General features: G+C 73.2%; 13 protein-coding genes. 9 read left to right on the top strand and 4 right to left on the bottom strand.

Going from position 1 to position 16,683, the window contains the following annotated elements; all coding sequences use genetic code 11:
* Positions 1-73 precede the first annotated feature (73 nt).
* Positions 74-577 (top strand): hypothetical protein, encoded by a 504-nt coding sequence (locus FOF52_RS21900; RefSeq protein WP_282573922.1) that lies wholly within the window; start codon positions 74-76, stop codon positions 575-577.
* A 15-nt stretch (positions 578-592) separates the two neighbouring features.
* Positions 593-1,051, top strand: coding sequence for a DUF421 domain-containing protein (locus FOF52_RS07295; RefSeq protein ID WP_248593070.1), 459 nt, complete (start codon positions 593-595; stop codon positions 1,049-1,051).
* 36 nt (positions 1,052-1,087) lie between these two features.
* Here FOF52_RS07295 and FOF52_RS07290 read toward each other — a convergent pair whose 3' ends face one another.
* Complete coding sequence (locus tag FOF52_RS07290) at positions 1,088-1,903, bottom strand: SDR family NAD(P)-dependent oxidoreductase (RefSeq protein ID WP_248593069.1); 816 nt, start codon at positions 1,901-1,903, stop codon at positions 1,088-1,090.
* Positions 1,904-2,899: 996 nt separating this feature from the next.
* Here FOF52_RS07290 and FOF52_RS07285 point away from each other — a divergent pair.
* Together FOF52_RS07285 and FOF52_RS07280 are read left to right on the top strand one after the other, a co-directional pair.
* Positions 2,900-3,709 (top strand): MerR family transcriptional regulator, encoded by an 810-nt coding sequence (locus tag FOF52_RS07285; protein ID WP_248593068.1) that lies wholly within the window; start codon positions 2,900-2,902, stop codon positions 3,707-3,709.
* 141 nt (positions 3,710-3,850) lie between these two features.
* Entirely contained in the window at positions 3,851-4,945 is a 1,095-nt protein-coding gene (locus FOF52_RS07280; protein WP_248593067.1) for a maleylacetate reductase, read from the top strand.
* A 234-nt stretch (positions 4,946-5,179) separates the two neighbouring features.
* On the opposite strand, the gene FOF52_RS07275 is transcribed toward FOF52_RS07280, so the two are convergent.
* The gene (locus FOF52_RS07275; RefSeq protein ID WP_248593066.1) at positions 5,180-6,661 is read right to left on the bottom strand and encodes a catalase; all 1,482 of its coding nucleotides are present in this window, start codon (positions 6,659-6,661) and stop codon (positions 5,180-5,182) included.
* Between the two features lie 359 nt (positions 6,662-7,020).
* Complete coding sequence (locus FOF52_RS07270) at positions 7,021-8,175, bottom strand: acyl-CoA dehydrogenase family protein (protein ID WP_248593065.1); 1,155 nt, start codon at positions 8,173-8,175, stop codon at positions 7,021-7,023.
* Between the two features lie 136 nt (positions 8,176-8,311).
* On the opposite strand from FOF52_RS07270, the gene FOF52_RS07265 reads away from it, so the two are divergent.
* A complete protein-coding gene (locus FOF52_RS07265; protein WP_248593064.1) occupies positions 8,312-9,022 on the top strand; it encodes a TetR/AcrR family transcriptional regulator in 711 nt (236 codons plus the stop codon).
* A gap of 143 nt (positions 9,023-9,165) precedes the next feature.
* Positions 9,166-10,002: an SAM-dependent methyltransferase gene (locus FOF52_RS07260; RefSeq protein WP_248593063.1), complete on the top strand. Its 837-nt coding sequence runs from the start codon at positions 9,166-9,168 to the stop codon at positions 10,000-10,002.
* 104 nt (positions 10,003-10,106) lie between these two features.
* Here the strand turns inward: FOF52_RS07260 and FOF52_RS07255 are convergent, their stop codons facing one another.
* Complete coding sequence (locus FOF52_RS07255; RefSeq protein ID WP_248593062.1) at positions 10,107-12,662, bottom strand: penicillin acylase family protein; 2,556 nt, start codon at positions 12,660-12,662, stop codon at positions 10,107-10,109.
* Positions 12,663-12,920: 258 nt separating this feature from the next.
* Here FOF52_RS07255 and FOF52_RS07250 point away from each other — a divergent pair, with 258 nt between their 5' ends.
* From FOF52_RS07250 to FOF52_RS07240, 3 genes are all read left to right on the top strand, one after another.
* Complete coding sequence (locus FOF52_RS07250) at positions 12,921-14,552, top strand: RICIN domain-containing protein (RefSeq protein ID WP_248593061.1); 1,632 nt, start codon at positions 12,921-12,923, stop codon at positions 14,550-14,552.
* A gap of 123 nt (positions 14,553-14,675) precedes the next feature.
* A complete protein-coding gene (locus FOF52_RS07245) occupies positions 14,676-15,071 on the top strand; it encodes an RNA-binding S4 domain-containing protein (RefSeq protein ID WP_248593774.1) in 396 nt (131 codons plus the stop codon).
* 243 nt (positions 15,072-15,314) lie between these two features.
* Positions 15,315-16,637: an aminotransferase-like domain-containing protein gene (locus FOF52_RS07240; RefSeq protein ID WP_248593060.1), complete on the top strand. Its 1,323-nt coding sequence runs from the start codon at positions 15,315-15,317 to the stop codon at positions 16,635-16,637.
* Positions 16,638-16,683: the final 46 nt, after the last annotated feature.

The following is a 16,683-nucleotide window of genomic DNA, read 5'->3' as shown; positions in this document are numbered from 1 at the left end:
GCGGCAAGTACGGCAGGCACGTCCACGGGCGTGGACGTCGAGCACCGCGCGGAGCCGGGGAGGGGACGCCGCCATGGGCGACAGCAGCGAGGTGGACATCCGCGACGACGTGGCCTTCCAACGGCGCGAGTGGCGGGTGGAGCGGGCCGCGTGGGTGCTGGCGGCGCTGCTGCTCGCCCTGGCGCTGGCGGGACTGTTCGGGGGCGGGCCGCTGAGCTGGGCCGGTGCGGGAAGCCCCGACGGGGTGGTGCACGTGGCCTACGAGCGGTTCGTGCGCGGCCACAGCCCCACCACCCTGGAGGTGCGCGTCGCCCCCCAGGCGGTGCGGGAGGGCCGGATCTGGCTGGGGGTCTCCCAGGACTTCCTGGAGACGGTCACGGTCGAAAGCGTCACCCCGCAGCCGTCGAGGGTGGTCGGCGGCACCGGCACGCTGGTCTACGAGTTCGACACGGACCGGGCCGAGGAGCCGCTGGCGGTCGCCTTCGACCTGCGGGCCGAGCGGACGTGGCTGCACCGGGCCCGGATCGGCGTCGAAGGCTCGGAGCCGGTGCGGTTCTGGCAGTTCGTCTACCCCTGAGACGGAGGAGAACCCGTGGACCCGGTCCTGCGCGCCCTGGCGGTCTACGTCGTCCTGCTGGTGATCTTCCGGCTCGCCGGAAAACGCAGCATGGCCCGGATCACCACCTTCGACCTGCTGTTGCTGCTGGTGGTGTCCGAGGCCACGCAGCAGGCGCTGCTCGGCGACGACTTCTCCCTCACCAACGCCGCCCTGGTGATCCTCACCCTGGTGGCGGTGGAGCGCACCGCCGACTTCCTGCGGTGGCGGTTCGGCTGGTTCACCAGGGTGACGCAGAGCGTGCCGGTGGTGCTGGTGGCCAGGGGCGAGGTGCTGGCCGAGCCGATGGCCAAGCACCACATCGACGAGAGCGAGATCCTCGCGGCCGCCCGCGCTAGCCAGGGCATCTCCAGCATGGCGCAGATCGACTACGCCATCCTGGAGGAGTCGGGAACGATCAGCGTCCTGCCCAGGAACCGGCCCCGCGGGCAGTGACCGCCGGTGCCGCCGACCGACCGGGAGGCGGCCTCCTCACCCGGGGAGGCGTCCCGCCCGGGCGTCCTGTTCGTCGAGCCGGAGCGCGGTGCGCCGCCACGACCGGGCGGTCCGCCGATCCACCAGGGACGGCCACCAGCGTTTGAGGCGGAGCGCGCGCCGCCCCTCGGGGTGGGGGTTGACCAGGAAACGGCGTCGGGCGACGGCCTTGGCGACCTGCGCGGCCACCTGCTGGGGGGTGAGCCTGCCGCCGCGGATCAGGTCGGCGGCCCTGCGGGCGAGCACCGGGTCGGGGCCGCGCAGTCCCGCGTCCAGGCCGGTGGGCATGAACCCGGGGCACACCACCGTGGTGTGCACGCCCCAGGGGGCCAGTTCGTGGCGCAGGGTCTCCGACAGGGAGATCACCGCCGCCTCGGACACGTTGTAGGCGGACAGGCCCGGCGGGTTCACCAGCCCCGCCAGCGAGGCGACGTTGACGATGTGGCCGCTGCGCTGCGCCTTGAACACGGGCACGAAGGTGCGGCAGCCGAGCACCGCACCGCGCAGGTTCACGTCCAGGACCCGGTCCCAGTCGGCGTCGGTGAGGCGTTCCATCCGCCCGGCCGCGGCCACCCCGGCGTTGTTGACGAGGAGGTCCAGTCCGTCCCAGTGGATGCGGCACCACTCGCGCACCGTGGCCCAGTCGGCCTCGGAACGCACGTCCAACCGCTGGTAGACGAGTTCACCGGCGGGCGGGGCCGCGGGTTCGGCGAGGTCGGCGACGAGCACCCGGCAACCGGCCGCGGCGTAGTGCTCGACGAGGGCCCGCCCCAGCCCGGAGGAACCCCCGGTGACCAGGACCCGCGTGCTCACGCCCGCCCCCGGGGACGGGCGTGGGGGGTGCGCGGCACCGCACCCGGGGGAGTCCCGCGCGGGCGGGCGTTCGGCGGCGGGGTCGTCCACCGGCCGGTGACGTGCGCGGGGCGGCCCTGGGTCCGCGGCGAGGGGGTGGGGTCCACGTTCGGCTCCTTCACGACAAGTGACGAACCGGAATACTAATCGTCCCCGGACCGCCGGCGACGCGGATGCGGGACTGCCTGCGGCGGACGGGGCGGCGCGGTTCCCCGGCCGGCCCGTCCACCGGTCGCCGTGCGACTCGGCCGGGCAGGGGCCCGGGGGCCGGGAGGGGCCTTCGGCACGCTCCCGCTGCCGGGGAGGCCGTCAGGGGGGCGGGGGGTGGTGGTGCGGCTGCCGGGCGGGCTGCCGTCACTGTGGTCAACCAGGTCGACCACGCTCCGACGCCTCTCCGCCGACCACGGTCGGGAGGATCCCACGAGAGGGGACGGCACGGCCGAGGAACCGAAGCCGCTGGCCGCGCAGAGCACGGCCGAGGAGGGGCGGCGCACCCCCGGGGGGCGGGCGCTGCTCGACCGGGGAGACGCCGACGAGCAGGCGCTCGCCCCGGTGAGCCGGCTCCCGCTGCGGCAGTTGGCCGAACTCGGCCAGGGTGCGCTTCTCCGGGAGGCGGTCGACGACCCGGTGCTGCGCGCAACGACGGGACCGCGCCGACCGTCGGGGCGGCCGAGGGGACGTGGACCGAGCGGATCGTGCCCGGCCGTTTCGACGGACGGACCGTCATCGCGACCGGCGCCGCCTCCGGCGTCGGCTGTGCCACCGCCTCCCGTGTGGCCCGGGAGGGCGGCCGGGGCGGCGTCGTCGACCTGTCCGCCGACCGCGGCGCACCGGTGTCCCGCTACGGCGCCCTCCTCCGGCAGCTGCTGACCCCGCCGAAGCCCCCGCCCCCGTCCGCGGCGGAACCCGCCCCGGCGCGGTTGCCCCTCCGGTGGCCGGAGGCCGGAAGCTGGGGGCATGCTGAGCATCGGAGAGTTCGCGAGCCTGACCGGGTTGACGGTCAAGGCCCTGCACCACTACGACGAGAGCGGCCTGCTCGAACCGGCGCGGACCGACCCGGCGTCCCGCTACCGCTTCTACGCGCCCGGACAGGTCCGTGCGGGGACCGTGGTGCGGCTGCTGAGGGACGCCGGGGTGCCGCTGGCCGAGGTGGCCGAGGCGCTGCGCGGGGACCCGGCCGAGGTGCTCGACCGGCACCGGCGGGCCGTGCTGGCCGCCCGGGAGCGCGAGGACCGAAGCCACGCGGCCGCGGCGGGGGCGCTGGCGGACCTGGTCGGCCCCGTCGAGGTGGTCCGGCGCGACGCCCCGCCGCAGCCCTACGTCGGCCGGGTGCTGGCCGTCGGCGACGGCACGGACGCCGACGAGGCCAACGCGGCGGCCAACGACGCGTTGGCGCGGCTGCACCGCGCCCTCGCCGCGGAGGGCGCGGGCCCGGTGGGACCGTTCTGGACGGCACTGCGGGCGCAAGGCGTGCCGCCCGCCGTCGAGGTCCTCGCCTGCTGGCCGACGGCCGTCCCGCTGCCCGCGGACTGGGGCGGCGCGGAGGTGGAGGTCGGTGTGCCGCCGGCCCGCACCGAACTGGCCGCCCGGTGGCGTCCCGGCGGCCGCCCCGCAGCGGAGGGGGCGCCGCACCCCGCCGTCGTCGCGCTCTTCGACGCGCTGCACGAGCACGGGTGCGACGCCCGCGTCGACTCGGTGCGCCAGAGCGTCCTTCCCGACGGCGACGGGGAGGACGGGACCGTCGAGGTCGCGGTCACCGTCGCGTGAGCCCGCCCGGCGGCCCCGCGGGCCCCCGGGACGCGGCGGTCTCGGCCCCCGGGCGGGGCCGCGGGCCCCGGATCGGGTAGGCCGGGAAGCAGGCCGGGGCACGGAGGCCGGACCGGCTGTCAGGTGAAGGAGAGTGCGCCCATGACCATGACGTTCGAGCACGTGACGCTGGGCCAGCGGGTCCTGTTCGGCTCCGGCGCGGCGGCCGCGAACCTCGCCGGGGAGGTCCGCAGGCGCGGGGCCGGACGGGTGATGGTGATCGCCACGCCGTCCGCGCGGCCCCTCGCCGAGCGGGTGTGCCGGGACGTCGACGTCGCTCTGTGGTGGGACGAGGTGGTCCAGCACGTGCCCGTGCCCCTCGCCGAGGCCGCGCGCACGGCCGCGGCCGCACACGGCGTCGACCTGCTGGTGTGCGTGGGCGGGGGCTCCGCCGTCGGACTGGCCAAGGCGGTGGCCCTGACCAGCGGCATCCCGGTCGTCGCGGTGCCCACCACGTATGCCGGGTCGGAGGCCACCAACGTGTGGGGGATGACCGAGGGGCGCACCAAGACCACCGGGGTGGACGACCGGGTGCTGCCGGAGACGGTCGTCTACGACGCGACGCTCACCACGTCCCTGCCGGTGGAGTTCTCGGTGGTCTCCGGGCTCAACGCGGTGGCGCACTGCGTGGACTCGCTGTGGGCGCCGCGCACCGACCCCGTCAACCGGCTCATGGCCCTGGAGGGCGCGCGAGTCCTGGCGGCGGCGCTGCCGCGGATTGCGGCGGGCCCCGGCGCGGTGGCGGCCAGGGAGCAGGCCCTGTACGGCTGCTACCTGGCGGCTGTCGCGTTCGCGTCGGCCGGGTCCGGACTGCACCACACGATCTGCCACGTGCTGGGCGGCGCCTTCGACCTGCCGCACGCCCCCACCCACGCCGTGGTGCTGCCGCACGTGCTGGCGCTCAACGCGCCCGCCGTGCCGGAACGGGCCGCCCGGCTGGCCGACGCCCTGGGACGCCCGGCCGGGCCGGGACAGGATCCGGCGGCGGCCGCGGTGGCGGCGCTGCACGGGCTGTGCCGCGACCTCGGCGCCCCGGCCCGGCTCGCCGACCTCGGGTTCGGGGCCGACGACGTCGCCGAGGCGGTGCGGCGGGTGCGGGCCGCGGCCCCGCCGTCCAACCCGGTGCCGGTGACCGAGGCCGCGGTCACCGCCCTGCTCACCGGCGCCCTCACCGGTGCCGTGCCCGGCCCGCGCTGAGGACCCGGGACCCCTGCCGGGCCGTGCGCTTCTCCCGGACGGCCGACTCCCCCGCGGCACCGGGACGGTCCCGGACACGCGTCGGGGCCGGTGCGGGGGTTCCCGCACCGGCCCCGGAACCGTTCCCGCCCCCGCGCCGGCGAGACCGTCGGGGACGGGGCGGTGGTGCGGGCCGCGGCCCGCACCACCGGGGACGGTCAGTGGTCCGTGTCCGTCACAGCGCAGGCCGGCACGTCACCGGGAGGCGTGGTACGCCTTCTCGATGCGCTCGCCGATGCTCTGGTCGACGTTGCGCCAGTACTGGAAGGCGCGCGACAGCACCGGCTCGACGACTCCGCCGGCCAGGTGGTTGGCGACCGTCTGCACGAGCCGCTCCCGCTGGGCGTCGTCGAAGACCTCGCGGACCAGCGTTCCGGGCTGGGTGAAGTCGTCGTCTTCGGCGTGCAGGGAGTAGGCGCTGCGCACCATCTCGCCGTCGGCCTCCCAGCCGTCCTCGGCCGGGCCGGTCTCGTCGGACCAGGAGCGGTCGTAGGAGTTGGGCGCGTAGACCGGGGCGGTGCCGGAGTGCTCGTAGGTCATGTGCCCGTCGAAGGTGTAGGAGTTGACCTTCACCTTCGGCTTGTTCACCGGCAGCTGGAAGTAGTTGGTGCCGATGCGGGCGCGCTGGGCGTCGGCGTAGGCGAAGATGCGGCCCAGCAGCATCTTGTCCGGCGAGGCGCCGATGCCCGGCACCAGGTTCGACGGCGCGAACGCGGCCTGCTCGATCTCGGCGAAGAAGTTCTCCGGGTTGCGGTTCAGGGTCATCTTCCCGACCTTGATGAGCGGGTAGTCGCTGTGCGGCCACACCTTGGTCAGGTCGAAGGGGTTGAACCGGTAGGTCTTGGCGTCCTCGTACGGCATGACCTGCACGTACAGGGTCCAGCTGGGGTACTCCTCGCGCTGGATGGCCTCGGCCAGGTCGCGGCGGTGGAAGTCGGCGTCGCTGCCGGCGAGGCGCTCGGCCTCCTCGGCGGTCATGCTCTGCACGCCCTGGTCGGTCTTGAAGTGGTACTTCACCCAGAACTTCTCGCCCTGGGCGTTGATCCACATGTAGGTGTGCGAACCGTAGCCGTTCATGTGGCGCCAGGTCCTGGGCAGGCCCCGGTCGCCCATGAGGTAGGTGACCTGGTGGGCGGTCTCGGGGTTGAGGGTCCAGAAGTCCCACTGCATGTTGTTGTCCCGCAGACCCGTGCCCGGCATCCGCTTCTGGGAGCGGATGAAGTGCGGGAACTTCATCGGGTCGCGGACGAAGAAGACCGGCGTGTTGTTGCCGACGAGGTCGTAGTTGCCCTCGGAGGTGTAGAACTTCAGCGCGAAGCCGCGTACGTCCCGCCAGGTGTCGGGCGAGCCCTGCTCGCCGGCCACGGTGGAGAAGCGGGCGAGCATGTCGGTGCGGGCGCCCTTCTGGAACAGGGCGGCCTTGGTGTAGCGGGAGACGTCCTCGGTGGTCTCGAAGACACCGAAGGCGCCGGCGCCCTTGGCGTGCGGGTTGCGCTCGGGCACCCGCTCGCGGTTGAAGTGCGCGAGGGTCTCGACGAGCCGGACGTCGTGGAGCAGCAGCGGCCCGTTGCTGCCGATGCTCAGGGAGTTGCGGTCGCTGGCCGCGGGCGCACCGGAGTCGAGCGTGGAACCCGCGCCGTTGTTCGGAGTGGGCAGCGCCCCGTTGGTCTCGGTCAAGTCGGTCTCCTTGTCAGGTGGACATGGCTGTCAGAGGTCGGGACAGCGCCGGTCTGAAGCCTTCGGGACGGCGTGGCGCGTCCGCGTGGCGAAGCCCCCGCCGCGGTGTGCGTGGTCGTGTGCGGAACTGGGCCGACGCGCTCGGCGGGGAGGCCCGCCTCCTCTTCCAACGCCGATCTTTTCTGGAATCATTCCAGAAAACTAGGGGCTCAAGTCTCCTGACGGGTGTGACCTCTCCCACAGTGCCGGCCCGTGGCGGCGGCCCCGGAGCCGGACCGTCCCGCCTGTGCGGACGGGCACCAACGCGGCGGGCCCCCGGGAGCCGACTCCCGGGGGCCCGCCGCGGCGGCGGTCGGGGCCTACTTCAGCAGCTGGCGGGCCATCACCACGCGCTGGATCTGGTTGGTGCCCTCGTAGATCTGGGTGATCTTGGCGTCGCGCATCATGCGCTCCACCGGGTAGTCGCGGGTGTAGCCGTAGCCGCCGAGCAGCTGCACCGCGTCGGTGGTGATCTCCATGGCCACGTCGGAGGCCAGGCACTTGGCGGCGGCGCCGAAGAAGGACAGGTCGTCGTCGCCGCGCTCGGACTTGGCGGCGGCGACGTAGACCATCTGGCGGGCCGCCTCCAGCTTCATCGCCATGTCGGCGAGCATGAACTGGATGCCCTGGAAGTCGGCGATGGCCTTGCCGAACTGCTTGCGCTCCTTGACGTAGCCCAGCGCGTAGTCGAGCGCGCCCTGGGCGATGCCCACGGCCTGGGCGCCGATGGTCACGCGGGTGTGGTCGAGGGTGCGCAGCGCGGTGCGCAGGCCGTCGCCGACCTTGCCGACCAGGCGGTCGCCGGGGATGCGGACGTTGTCGAAGACCAGCTCGCGGGTGGGGGAGCCCTTGATGCCGAGCTTGCGCTCGGGCTCGCCGAAGGAGAAGCCGGGGTCGTCGATGTGCACGACGAAGGCGCTGATGTTGCGGCCGCGCGGCCCGTCGGGGTCGGTGACGGCCATGACCGTGTAGTACTTGGAGACCCCGGCGTTGGTGATCCAGGACTTCTGGCCGGACAGGATCCAGTCGTCGCCGTCGCGCACCGCGCGGGTGCGCATGCTCGCGGTGTCGGAGCCCGCCTCGCGCTCGGACAGCCCGTAGGAGAACATCGCCTCGCCCGAGGCCAGTTCGGGCAGGTAGCGCTGCTTCAGCTCGTCGGAGCCGGCGAGGATCAGCGGCATCGACCCGAGCTTGTTGACCGCGGGGATCAGCGAGGTGGAGGCGCACACCCGGGCGACCTCCTCGATGACGATGCAGGTGGCCAGCGCGTCCGCGCCGGCCCCGCCGTACTCCTCGGCGACGTGCGGGGCGTGGAAGTCGCTGGCGCGCAGCGCCTCGTAGGCCTCCTGGGGGAAGCGGGCCTTCTCGTCGACGTCGGCGGCGTGCGGGGCGATCTTGTCCTCGGCAACGGAGCGGATGGCTTCGCGGAGCGCCTCGTGCTCCTCGGTGGTCCGGTAGAGGTCGAAGTCACTCATGGGGTCTCCTTGCGTCACGATCGTCCCCAGTATGACACTACGTCTCAGTAAAAGGAACTTAGTCCCATTTCAGGGGAGCGTCCCGGTGCGGGGAGAATGGGGCGGCAGTGGGCCCAGGCGGAGGCGAGGAGAGCTGATGACCGAGCGCGCGGGAGGCCGCGGGGTCGTGGCCGCAGCGCTGCGGCTGTTCGACGAGAAGGGCTTCGAGGCGACCACCATGGACGACGTCGCCCTGGCCGCCGGGGTGAGCCGCAGCACCCTGTTCCGGCGCTTCGGCTCCAAGGACGACCTGCTCTTCGCCGACCAGGAGGAGCTGGTGGAGTCGGTGCGCGCCCACCTGGCGGCCTCGCACGAGGACCCGGTGGGCGCGGTGTGCTCGGCCGCGCGCATGGTGCTGCGCTCCTACACCGGCCAGCCCGACCTGGCGGTGCGCCGCTACCGGCTGGTGCGCACCCGTCCGGCGCTGCGGGACCGCGAGATCGCGATGGCGGCGCGCTACCAGTCGCTGTTCACCCAGCACCTGGCGCGCGGACACAGCGAGGAGACGCGGGTGCTGGCCGCCGAGGTGCTGGCCGCGGCGGTGATCGCCGCGCACAACCACGTGCTGCGCGTGTGGCTGCGCGCCCCGGAGGTGTCCTCCCCCTCGCCGATGGAGCGGCTGGACGAGGCGCTGGCGTTCGTGGTGGCCACGGTCGCCCCCGCGCTGCGCCGGAGCGGCGGGGGCGCGCCGGGGGCGGCGGGGGACGGCTCGGTGCTGGTGGCGGTCTATCCCGCGGGGGCCTCGCACGAGGAGGTCATCGCGCGGGTCCGCACCGCCCTGGAAGCGAACCGCAATGGCGCGCACTAATGGTCCGAATTGCGTAATTAGGTCGCTTTTGTGGTGATGCTGGGCGCGATCGGAATCCGTGAAAATGAACGGATCATCCGCAGGGCTCTATGATTCCGACAACCCGTGTGTCCCAACGGTCCCCCAGCGGAAAAGGCGGTTCCATGACCAGCAAATCCTGGATGAAGACGCAGGCGCCCGACCCCACCAGACTCCCCGCCGAGGTCAACCCCGAGGTCCCCAGCATCGCCCGGGTCTACGACTACTTCCTGGGCGGAAAGGACAACTTCCCCGCCGACCGGGCCGCCGCGGCCGCCGTGGAGACCGTCTTCCCGCAGGGCAGGCAGCTGGGCAGGGAGAGCCGCCTGCTGCTGCGCCGGGCCACCCGGGAACTGGTGCGCTCCGGCGTGCGCCAGTTCCTCGACATCGGCTCGGGCCTGCCCACGGCCGGCAACGTGCACGAGATCGCCCACGAGATCGACCCCCAGGTGCGGGTCGTCTACGTCGACAACGACCCGGTGGTGCTGGCGCACGGCCGCGCGCTGCTGGCCGACGACGGCGCCACCACCACCGTCGTCCAGGCCGACCTGCGCCACCCGGACGGCATCTTCGACCACCCCGAGGTGCGCGCCCTGCTGGACTTCGACCAGCCGGTCGCGGTGTTCATGGCCTCGGTGCTGCACCACCTCGACGACGCCGACGACCCGTGGGGGATCGTCGCGCAGATCCGCGACCGCCTCAGCTCCGGCAGCCACGTGCTCGTCACGCACTTCTACGACTCCGGCGACCCGCGCTGCCGCGAGATCGAGCAGGCGCTGGTCCAGGGCGGCCTGGGCAGCGGCTGGTTCCGCACCACCGAGCAGATCGAGCGCTTCTTCGAGGGCATGGAGCTGCTGGAGCCGGGCGTGGTCGCCGCCAACGAGTGGCGGCCCGACGAGGAGACCCCCAGGGACAGCGACACCCACCGTATGCTCGCCGGGGGACTGGCCCGCAAGCCGTAGGCACGCGGCCCCGGACGGCCGGTGCGGCCGCCGGCCCGCAGCAGAACGCGGCCCCGGCCCCCCGCGCGGGGGGCCGGGGCCGCGGCCGTGTGCGCCGCTGCGGCTCAGGGCCGCAGGACGAGGGTGTGCTCGGCGGCCTCCTCCACCGCGTCGCGGCTCATCCGCATCGGGAGGGTCTTACCGGCGGCCCACATCTCCAGCTGGTCGTCGTAGTGGGGATGGAAGGCGTGCCCGGAGTTGCCGGTGAGGTTGATCCAGCGGGAGCCGTCCGGCTCGGCCAGGTCCACCACCATGCGCATCGACGGCACCGTGGTGATCTCGTAGCCCTGGGCCGGGTCCCAGCCGGTGGCGTTGACGACGCTGGAGCCGCCGCCCGACGCCACCGGGCCGCGGTTGAACAGCCACTCCACGGCGGCGATGCCGGACTCGCCGAAGGAGGCGTTGCGCGCGGTGAGGGTGTGCAGGTCGCCCCAGCGCCAGGCGGCGACGTCGTCGCCGAGCAGCTCGGTCAGCTCCTCGGCGGCCCGCTCCATGGCCAGGCGCAGCGCCTCGTCGCGGCTGTCGGCCTCCTCGCCCCGCCACCACTCCGAGTCGGGGTCCTCCACCAGACCGGCCAGCAGCAGCCAGGCGCGGGAGGCGCCGATCCCGGGGTTCTTCCCGAGCTCGTCGAAGACGAGCGGCAGCAGGTGGCGGTAGGTGGCGTTGTAGAACGCCGCGGCGGCCGAGTCGGCGTCCTGCTGGAAGTCCCAGTCGGCGAGCAGGTCGCGGGCGCGTGCGGCGGTGCCGTCGACGTCGGCCTCCAGCAGGTGCGGCACCAGGGCGCGCGCCCCGCTGTTCTCGTTGTCCAGCTGGATGTCCACCATGTCCTCGACGGTCAGGCCGCCCTCGGCGAGGGCCGCCTCCAGCAGGGTGTTGATGCGCTGGGAGCGGTAGCCGTAGTCCCAGTCGGCGGTGAGCAGGTGCGGATAGCCGGAGTCGACGACCGCCTGGTTGGCGGTGACGATGACCCCGGAGTCGGGGTTGCGGACGGTGGGCAGCTCCTCGAAGGGCAGGTAGTCCTTCCAGTCGTAGTCGGAGTCCCAGCCGGGGGCGGGCCAGCGGCCGTCCCCCTTGCCGCGCACCGGGATCCTGCCGGGCGCCTGGTAGCCGATGGTGCCGGCGGTGTCGGCGTAGACGAGGTTCTGCGCGGGGACCTCGAAGGTGCTCGCGGCCTCGCGGAACTCCTCGAAGTCGCGGGCCCGGTTGAGCAGGAAGATCGCGTCGGCGGTGCGTCCGGGGGTGAGCGCGGTCCAGCTGATGGCGACCGCGTAGTCGCCCTCCTGGGCGGTGTCGGCGGGGTCGCCGTCGGCGGTGACGGGCGCGTTCGCGCCGAAGTCGCGCAGCTGCGCGCCCAGCTCGGGGTCGGACAGCAGCGGGCCGTGGCGGGAGGAGCGCACGGTGATCTCCACGTCCTCGCCGCCGGCGACCCGGATGGTCTCGGTGCGGGTCTGCAGCGGCTCCGGCTCGCCGTCGACGATCGCGGCGTCGCCCTCGATCCGCTCCAGGTACAGGTCCACCACGTCGGGGCCGAGGTTGGTGAAGCCCCAGGCGATGGTGTCGTTGGCGCCGATGACCACGCCGGTCAGGCCGGGGAAGGTGAACCCGGTGACGTCGAAGGGGCAGGCGGCGTCCACGGTGGTGCAGTGCAGGCCCATCTGGTACCAGACCGACGGCATGCTCGAACCCAGGTGCGGGTCGTTGGCCAGCAGCGGCAGGCCCGAGGCGGTGTGCTCGCCGGAGACCACCCAGGAGTTGGAGCCCAGGTCGCGGGAGGCGGGGCCGAGGGTGCGCGGGATCGCGTCGAGCGGGGCGCGCAGGGCGGACACGGCGCGCACGGCGGCGTCGGGGGCCTCCTCGGACGCCTCCCCGCCCTCGTCTCCGGGGTCGAGGACGAAGGCGCCGTCGCGCACCCGGGCACCGGAGACGATGGGCTCGTGCTGCTGCTCGGGGTAGGCGGGGTAGAGGTCCTCGACCTGCCGGCGGGTCAGCCCGTCGGCGAGCAGCGAGGCGCGGGCGATCTCGTCGTGCATGTTGCCCGCCAGGTCCCAGGCCATCGCCTTGAGCCAGGCGAGGCTGTCGACGGCGCTCCACGGTTCGATCTCGTAGTCGCCGTTGGTGGCCGCCAGCACCGCGTACTCCAGGCTGACCTCGGCGCCGGACTTCCCGTCGAGGTAGGCGTTGACGCCGTCGGCGTAGGCGTCCAGGTAGCGGCGGGTGTCGTCGGCGAGCAGGTCGTACTCGGCCTCGGCGACGCGGCGCCAGCCCATGGTGCGCAGGTAGGCGTCGGTGGGGACCTGGTCGGCGCCGAACAGTTCGGCGAGCCGCCCGGCGGTGACGTGGCGGTTGAAGTCCATCGCCCAGAAGCGGTCCTGGGCGTGCACGTAGCCCTGGGCGGTGAACAGGTCCTCGGGGGTGTCGGCGTAGAGGTGGGTGATGCCGTTCCCGTCGCGGTACACGGTGACGGGGGCGCCGAGCGCGGGCAGCGTCAGCTCCCCGGAGACGTCGGGGAAGGAGCGCCGCACGGTCCAGACGGCGAGCCCGGCGGCGACGAGGACGACGGCCACGAGGGCGGCGAGGACGCCGAGCAGCCAGCGTCGCAGGCGTGGGAGGGCAACAGACATGGGATGACTCTAGGAACGGGGGTGTGCGGTACGACACCTTCTTGGTATCGCTTCCGCAACGTCGGTGCGCTGGTGGGGCGGCCGATCGGGGGAGCGGGGGAGTCACTGCGCGGTGTAGGGCTATTGACACGCTCCGTGAGGTTTCCTAGCTTTTCGGAAACCGCTTTCGCTGCGGTCCGCGGCCCGTCACGGGGGCGGCCGCGGCCCCGCCCCTCCCGTCCGGCGCGGCACCGGACGCGATCCCCACGGAGGTACGCAGTGTCCCTGACCCCCACCGCCCGGCGAGTGCGACCGTCGCCGGTGCGGCTCCTGCTCGCACTCGGCGGCGCCCTCGCGCTCGCCGCGGCCCTGCTCACCGTCGTCGCGCGCCCCGCGGACGCGGCGACGATCGACACCAACGCCTACTACGTGCTGGTCAACCGGCACAGCGGCAAGGCGATGGACGTGTGGGAGCACTCCACCGCCAACGGCGGCGAGATCCGCCAGTACGACAACCTCGGCGGCCACAACCAGCAGTTCCGGTTCGTCCCCTCCGACAGCGGCCACTACGTGCTGGTCAACCGCAACAGCGGCAAGGCCGTGGACGTGTGGGAGCACTCCACCGCCGACGGCGCCGAGATCCGCCAGTACGACGTCACCCACGGCCACAACCAGCAGTTCCGCGTCCTGGACTCCGCGGGCGGCGACGTGCGGCTGATCAACCGCAACAGCGGCAAGGCCCTGGAGGTCTGGGAGTGGTCCACCGCCAACGGCGCCCGCGTCTCCCAGTACACCGACCACGACGGCGCCAACCAGCGCTGGCAGCTCGTCAGGGTCGACGACAACGGCGGCGGCTCGGGCGGCTGCGGCAGCGGCTCCTACCACGCCGAGGTCACCAGGAACGGCAGCACCTGGACCGCGCGCACCGGCAGCACCGTCCGCTACACCGGCGGCGACATGCTCCAGGCGATGCGCGCGGCCGTCGACAACCTCACCCCCGGGCGCACCCACAAGGAGCGGGTGGTGGTGCGCGGCTCCGGCACGATGAGCGCGGGAAGCTCACTGGACCTGCCCAGCTACACCGTGCTGGACGTGTGCGGCACCATCGACGTGACCGGCAGCCCCTCGGCCAACCACGCGGCGGTGCGCATCCGCAACGCCCACGACGTCGAGGTCCCCCACATCACCGTCACCGGCAACCCCTACTTCGGCATCTTCGTGCGCAACGCCTCCAACGTCCACTTCGGCCAGGTGGACCTGCGGCTGTCCGGCGGACTGGGCATGCGCATCGACAACCACGACAACCGCAGCGTGCGCACCCGCAACATCAGCATCGACCACGTCAACGTCTCGGGCACCAACAACCACGGCGTGGAGACCTACGGCGTGGACGGCCTCGACATCGGCACCGTCGTGGCCCGCAACACCGCCTACTCCGGGCTGCTGCTCAACGACACGATCAACGCGACCGTGGACCTGGTCGACGCGGAGAACGCCGGAACCGGCACCGGGTACGCGGCGTTCCGCATGGCCAACCGCAACGGACGCGTCGGCGACAGCTACCCCGTCAACATCCGGGTGGGCGAGGTGCGGGCGCGCGGCGGCGGCCGCGGCGTCTTCTGCGTCTCCGAGAGCGGCGGCGCCGTGATCGACCGGATCGACCTGGCCAACACCGGGAACAACGCGATCCTCATCGAGAACTGCTACAACGTGACGCTGGCCGGCCAGTCCGGCACGGTGCGCGACTCCGGGGAGATCCGCATCGCCGCGCGGTCGGAGTTCCCCAACACCTCCGACGTCACCATCCAGAACCTCACGGTGACCAACACCGGCATCCGGGAGAGCCCGTGCGGTAACAACGTCACCTTCCGCAACATCACCCGGGTCAACAGCAGCTACAACGTCTGCTGACCCCACGGCCCGCGGGGCGGCCGGCCGCCCCGCGGGCCCCTCCCGGCCGGGCGCGGCCGGCGCTAACCTGGGACCGTGCACGACCACGACCCAGGACAGGACACGGCCCGCTCCGAGCCGCCGATGGCCCAGGCTCCCGCGCTGCCGCCCGGTCCCCCCGCCACGCGCGTGGACCGCTGGCTGTGGGCGGTGCGCATCACCAAGACCCGCGCGGACGCGGCGCAGGCGTGCCGGGCCGGGCACGTCCGCGTCAACGACAAGCCCGCCAAACCCGCCACCCCGGTGAAGCCGGGCGACCGGGTGCGGGCGCGCGTCAACGGGGTCAACCGGATCGTCGAGGTCACCCACGTCATCGAGAAGCGGGTGGGCGCGCCGATCGCGACCCGCTGCTACGTCGACCACACCCCGGTGGTGCCGCCGGAGTTCGCCGTGCCGGTGGCCCGCCGCGCCCGGGGCGCGGGACGCCCCACCAAGCGCGAACGCCGCCAGATCGACCGGCTGCGCGGCTTCGGCCTGTAGGCCCGCCCGGGCCCCGCGCCACGCCGGGGCCGTGAGGAGGTTTACACCGGTCCGCATGCGGCCACTGGGGGTGCACAGACACGCGGGTGCGTAAACTTGCCGGTAATCAACCGGGGCGTCAGCGGCGGGAGACACGGTGCACCGGCGCGTCCGCGGCACTCGTCCGCGGGACTCGGACCGCACAGGCGGCCCTGCCCGTCGGCGGTCCGGTTCGTACGGGTCCTTCACACGCGGAGGTGGATCGTGTCCGTTGATCCCCGAGAGTCCCAGCCCAACCCACAGGGGTCGCGTCTCGACCCCTACGTCGGCTCCTACGCGGCACGCGCCGCGGGGATGGTGGCCTCGGAGGTCCGCGCACTGTTCGCCGTCGCCTCCCGACCCGAGGTGGTCTCCCTCGCTGGGGGCATGCCCAACATCAGCGCGCTGCCGCTGGACGCCCTGGGCGAGCTCGCCCAGCAGGTCGTCGTCGAGCAGGGCCGCACCGCCCTGCAGTACGGCTCCGCCCAGGGCGACCCGGTGCTGCGCCAGCAGATCTGCGAGGTCATGGCGCTGGAGGAGATCGACGCCAGCCCCGACGACGTCATCGTCACCGTCGGCTCCCAGCAGGCCCTGGACCTCGTCACCAAGGTGTTCGTCGACCCCGGCGACGTGGTGCTGACCGAGGGCCCCACCTACGTCACCGCCATCAACACCTTCGCCGCCTACCAGGCCCGCATCGAACACGTCCCGATGGACGAGGACGGCGTGGTCCCCGAGGCGCTGGAGGAGCGGCTGGCCGAGCTGGCCCGCCAGGGGACACGGGTGAAGTTCTTCTACACCGTGCCGACCTTCAACAACCCCGCCGGGGTCACCCTGGCGCCGGAGCGCCGCCGCCGCGTCCTGGAGATCTGCGAGCGGTTCAACCTGCTGGTGATCGAGGACAACCCCTACGGCCTGCTGCGCTACGAGGGCGAACCGGTGCGCCCGCTGCGCGCCGACTCCGAACGCAACGTCATCTACCTGGGCTCCTTCTCCAAGACCCTGTCACCCGGTTTCCGGATCGGCTGGGCGCTGGCCCCCTCGGCGGTGCGCGACAAGCTCGTGCTGGCCGCCGAGTCGGCGATGCTCAGCCACTCCAACTTCAACCAGGCGATCGTGGGGCGCTACCTGGCCACCCAGCCCTGGCCCGAGCAGATCAAGGAGTTCAACGAGATGTACCGGGCCCGCCGCGACGCCATGCTGGCGAGCCTGGAGGCGCTCATGCCGTCCGGCTGCACGTGGACCCGGCCCGCCGGCGGGTTCTTCGTGTGGGCCACCCTGCCCGAGGGGATCAACGCCAAGGCCATGCTGCCCAGGGCCGTCAACGAACGGGTCGCCTACGTCCCGGGCACCGGTTTCTACTACGGTGGCGGCGGTCAACGCAACATGCGGCTGTCGTTCTGCTATCCCAGCCCCGAGCAGATCCGCGAGGGGGTGCGCCGCCTGGTGGGCGTGCTGGAGAGCGAGATCGAGTTGCGCGACACCTTCGGCGGCGTGCCCGCGCCGGACGGCCGGGGCGGCGAGGCCCCGGCCCCCGACCTGCCGTAGGGGACCGGCGGCCGTGACCACAGCAGCAGGACAGGGACAGAAAGAG

The sequence above is a fragment of the Thermobifida alba genome (assembly GCF_023208015.1).
Lineage (GTDB): Bacteria > Actinomycetota > Actinomycetes > Streptosporangiales > Streptosporangiaceae > Thermobifida > Thermobifida alba.
Note: the sequence above shows the minus strand (reverse complement) of the source record. Positions and strands in the feature narration are given on the sequence as shown.